The sequence below is a fragment of the Streptomyces sp. UNOB3_S3 genome (genome assembly GCF_020740895.1).
In the GTDB taxonomy this organism is placed as follows: domain Bacteria; phylum Actinomycetota; class Actinomycetes; order Streptomycetales; family Streptomycetaceae; genus Streptomyces.
Window position 1 is genome coordinate 1 of sequence record NZ_JAILXP010000514.1, and the last position, 3,924, is coordinate 3,924.

General features: G+C 70.0%; 4 protein-coding genes. 1 reads left to right on the forward strand and 3 read right to left on the reverse strand.

Annotated features, from left to right (window positions below):
- Positions 1-197 (reverse strand): hypothetical protein (locus K6I33_RS32795; RefSeq protein WP_229358283.1); only part of this gene is annotated, 197 nt, incomplete at its 3' end.
- Positions 198-337: 140 nt separating this feature from the next.
- Positions 338-1,612, reverse strand: a complete 1,275-nt coding sequence (locus tag K6I33_RS32800) for an Ig-like domain-containing protein (protein ID WP_229358285.1) — start codon at positions 1,610-1,612, stop codon at positions 338-340.
- 321 nt (positions 1,613-1,933) lie between these two features.
- On the opposite strand from K6I33_RS32800, the gene K6I33_RS32805 reads away from it, so the two are divergent.
- Positions 1,934-2,203 (forward strand): hypothetical protein, encoded by a 270-nt coding sequence (locus K6I33_RS32805; RefSeq protein WP_229358287.1) that lies wholly within the window; start codon positions 1,934-1,936, stop codon positions 2,201-2,203.
- Positions 2,204-2,227: 24 nt separating this feature from the next.
- Here the strand turns inward: K6I33_RS32805 and hutH are convergent, their stop codons facing one another.
- Positions 2,228-3,772, reverse strand: a complete 1,545-nt coding sequence (hutH, locus tag K6I33_RS32810; RefSeq protein ID WP_229358289.1) for a histidine ammonia-lyase — start codon at positions 3,770-3,772, stop codon at positions 2,228-2,230.
- Positions 3,773-3,924: the final 152 nt, after the last annotated feature.

Here is a 3,924-nt window from a genome sequence, read left to right on the forward strand (position 1 = left end):
GTCCCGCCCTCCCCCGGCACGGCCAGCCGCACGTACCGGCTGTCACCGTCCGTCACCCTCAGCACCCCGGCCGTCTCCACCCGCCCGGGCCCCGGCACGGCGGGCAGGTCATGGGCATGCGCGGAGGCCATGACGGCATGCCAGCCGTCGACCTCGCTCTCGGAAGGACGGTCACTCAGACACAGCAGTTCGCTCATCCCGCGCACGCTACGACGTGAGCCCCGCGCTGTCGTTCGGTTTTTCGCGCGTGCCGAACGCCAACGTGCCGAAACGACAAAGGGCCCTCCCCGCGGACGGATCCGCGGGGAGGGCCCCTTCGCGCGTCAGCTGCCGGAGGTCACGCGCCCGTGGCGCTGCCCGCGACCCACTGGGCCCAGTCCATGTTCCAGCCGTTGAGGCCGTTGTCCGGGGCGATGGTCTTGTCGTCGGAGTTCTTCACCTCGACGACGTCGCCGAGCAGGGAGTTGTTGTAGAACCAGGCACCCGAGGTGTTCGGGTCGTTGGCGCCCTGCTTGTCCTCCAGGCCCACGCAGCCGTGGCTGGTGTTGGCGACGCCGAAGACGCCGCTGCCCCAGTAGTTGCCGTGGATGAACGTGCCCGACGTGGACAGGCGCATGGCGTGCGGCACGTCCTTGATGTCGTACTCGCCCTTGCCGTCCTTGCCGGTGAAGCCGACGGTGGAGCCGTTCATCCGGGTCTCCACGAACTTCTCGGAGATCACCATCTTGCCGTTGTACGTCGGGTTGGCCGGGCTGCCCGCCGAGATCGGGATGGTCTTGATGGTCTGACCGTCCCGCACCACCGTCATCTGGTGGGTCTTGGCGTCCACCGTGGCGACCTGGGCGCGGCCGATCTTGAACTTCATCGTCTTCTTCTGGACGCCCTTGATGTTCGGGCCGCCCTCGACGCCGTCGAGGTCCATCTTCAGCGTGACCTCGGAGTTGGCCTTCCAGTAGTCCTGCGGCCGGAAGTCGATGCGCTGGTCGCCGAACCAGTGGCCGACGACCTTCTGGCCGCTGCTGCTGGTGACCTCCAGGTGGGACTGGACGTCCTTCCGGTTCTTGATCGGCTTGTCGAAGTTGATCGACACGGGCATGCCGACGCCGACCGTGGAGCCGTCCTCCGGCGTGAAGGAGCCGATGAAGCTGTTGTCGGGGGAGACGGTGGAGAAGGAGGAGTTCTCGGTGGCCTTGCGGTCCTTGGAGTCCTTGGCCTCGACAGCGATCTTGTACTTGGTCGAACGCTCGAGCTGCTTGTTCGGCTTCCAGGACTTCTTGTCCGAAGATATTGAACCCTCGACGGGAGTGCCCTTTTCCGTCGCCATCTTGACGCTGGTGAGCTCACCGTCACTGACGGTGACGGCCACGGCGTCGGTCGTGATGCCGGCGTTGTTGACCCCGTCCTTGGGCGTGATCTTGATCTGCGCCTTGGAGGCGTCCTTGGCGGCCGCGGCGTCGACCTGCCCCTGCGACTTCCCCTTGGCGTCACCGCCACCCTTGGCGTCGTCGCCGTCGCCACCACAGGCGGCCAGGGTCAGTACCCCGCCGAGCACAGCGGCCGCGGCCACCAGGCCCTTGCGGCGCTTGCCGTACGTCATCACACGCTTCTCCATTGCTCCTGGACCCCGGAATCCCCCGAGCCGATCGTGGGGCTCGTGGGGCTACACGTATCCCGGCTACTGCATATAGGAACGCGTGCACCGTTTGGCCCGGTTCCACTCATCGGCAAACTGTGGGAAAGACCACGCCAGTAAAGCCCCTGGGGCCGCGAGGTCCGCAACCGGGGTCTTGATAAAGGAAGAAAGCCCTGCTAAGAGACCACTGACACACCATGGCTTCCCCACCGGCGGCCGGTGTCACTAACATCGTGTCAGTCGGGACGCGCCACAGCTCCACGACCACCAATCTCCGTCGTCGCCAGGGGGATTCATCCCGTGACCACACGTCGCCCGTTGCTGACCGCCGTCGCCGCCGGCACGGTGCTGTGCGCGCTGTGGTTCGTCCCCACTGCCAACGCTACGCCCGAGCGCCCCCAGGAGCAGCAGGGCGCCGCCGTGGCGGCGACGGCCCCGGCCGCCCAGGAGCTGGCGGCCAGCGGGAGCGTCGACACCACTCCGTATCTCTTCGGCGGCATAGCGTTCGTCGCCGCGGGCGGCGCGCTGGTCACGGGCGCCGTCCGCAGATCACGCACCGCCGCCCGCTGACGGCCCCACCGACCGGCCCCGCCGTCAGGCCAGCGGCCCCGTCACCGGCTCCACCGCCGCGACGAGCTCACCGGCCCGGACGAACGCCTCGGCGGCCGCCAGGTCCGGCGCCAGGAACCGGTCCGCGCCCGGCCCCTCCACACCCGCCGCGCGCACGGCCTTCAGCACCGCCCGCGAGGCCGGGGACGGCTCCAGGCCCTCCCGCAGCTCGATCGCCCGCGTCGCGGCGACCAGCTCCACGGCGATGACCCGGCCGAGCGCCGCCACGGCCGTCCGCAGCTTGCGCGCCGCCGACCAGCCCATGGAGACGTGGTCCTCCTGCATCGCGGAGGACGGGATCGAGTCCACCGACGCCGGGACCGCCAGCCGCTTCATCTCGCTGACCAGCGCGGCCTGGGTGTACTGGGCGATCATCAGCCCCGAGTCCACACCGGCGTCCCCGGCCAGGAAGGCCGGCAGCCCGTGCGAACGGTTCTTGTCCAGCAGCCGGTCGGTCCGCCGCTCGGCGATGGAAGCAAGGTCAGCAGCCGCGATGGCAAGGAAATCAAGGACATAAGCCACCGGCGCACCATGGAAATTGCCGTTGGACTCCACACGGCCGTCCCTCAGCACCACGGGGTTGTCGACCGCGGCGGCCAGCTCGCGGTCCGCCACCAGCCGCGCGTGGGCCAGGGTGTCCCGGCCCGCCCCGGCGACCTGCGGGGCACAGCGGATCGAGTACGCGTCCTGAACGCGCGGAGCGTCGTCCTGGTGGTGCCCGGTGAGCCCGGAACCGGCCAGCACCGCCGCCATGTTCGCGGCGCTCGCGCCCTGCCCCGGGTGGGGGCGGATGGTGTGGAGCTCGGGGGCCAGCACCTTCTCCGAACCGAGCAGCGCCTCCAGGGACAGCGCGGCGGTGATGTCGGCCGAGGTGATCAGACGGGAGAGGTCCGCGCAGGCCATGACGAGCATGCCGAGCATGCCGTCGGTGCCGTTGAGCAGCGCGAGCCCCTCCTTCTCCCGCAGTTCCACGGGCTCGATGCGGTGCTCGGCGAGCAGCTGCGCGGCCGGGCGCACCACACCGTCGGGCCCCTCGGCGTCACCCTCGCCCATCAGCGTGAGCGCGCAGTGCGAGAGCGGCGCGAGGTCGCCGGAGCAACCGAGCGAGCCGTACTCGTGCACCACGGGGGTGATACCCGCGTTGAGGACGGCGGCCATGGTCTCGACGACGAGCGGGCGTACGCCGGTGTGCCCGGAGGCGACGGTCTTCAGGCGCAGGAACATCAGCGCCCGCACGACCTCGCGCTCGACGCGCGGGCCCATGCCGGCGGCGTGCGAGCGGACGATGTTGCGCTGGAGCTGGGCCCGCAGGTCGGGGCTGATGTGCCGCACGGCGAGGGCGCCGAAGCCGGTCGAGACGCCGTACACCGGGTCCGGCTTGGCGGCCAGATCGTCGATCACCTGCCGCGCGGCGGCGACGGCGGCGAGGGCTTCCTCCGACACGACGACGCGGGCGCCGTCGCGAGCGACGGCGATCACGTCTTCCGCGGTCGTGCCGGACGTCCCCACCACCACAGTGTGCATATCCATATTCAGGCACCCTAGAGACTGAATCGCTACCTGTCACTAGTCGTCTTTGTACTCGTGTAACGCCGTGGGGTAACCGATCCATACCGGCCGCCCGCCGGGGCGGCCCGCCCGCTCACCCGGCGCCCCGCCCCCGGCGGGCGGCCGGTATGGAT

Excerpts from the sequence above, each read along its gene's own strand:
- K6I33_RS32800 (WP_229358285.1), bottom strand. The coding sequence starts at position 1,612 with ATGGAGAAGCGTGTGATGACGTACGGCAAGCGCCGCAAGGGCCTGGTG.
- hutH (WP_229358289.1), bottom strand. The coding sequence starts at position 3,772 with ATGGATATGCACACTGTGGTGGTGGGGACGTCCGGCACGACCGCGGAA.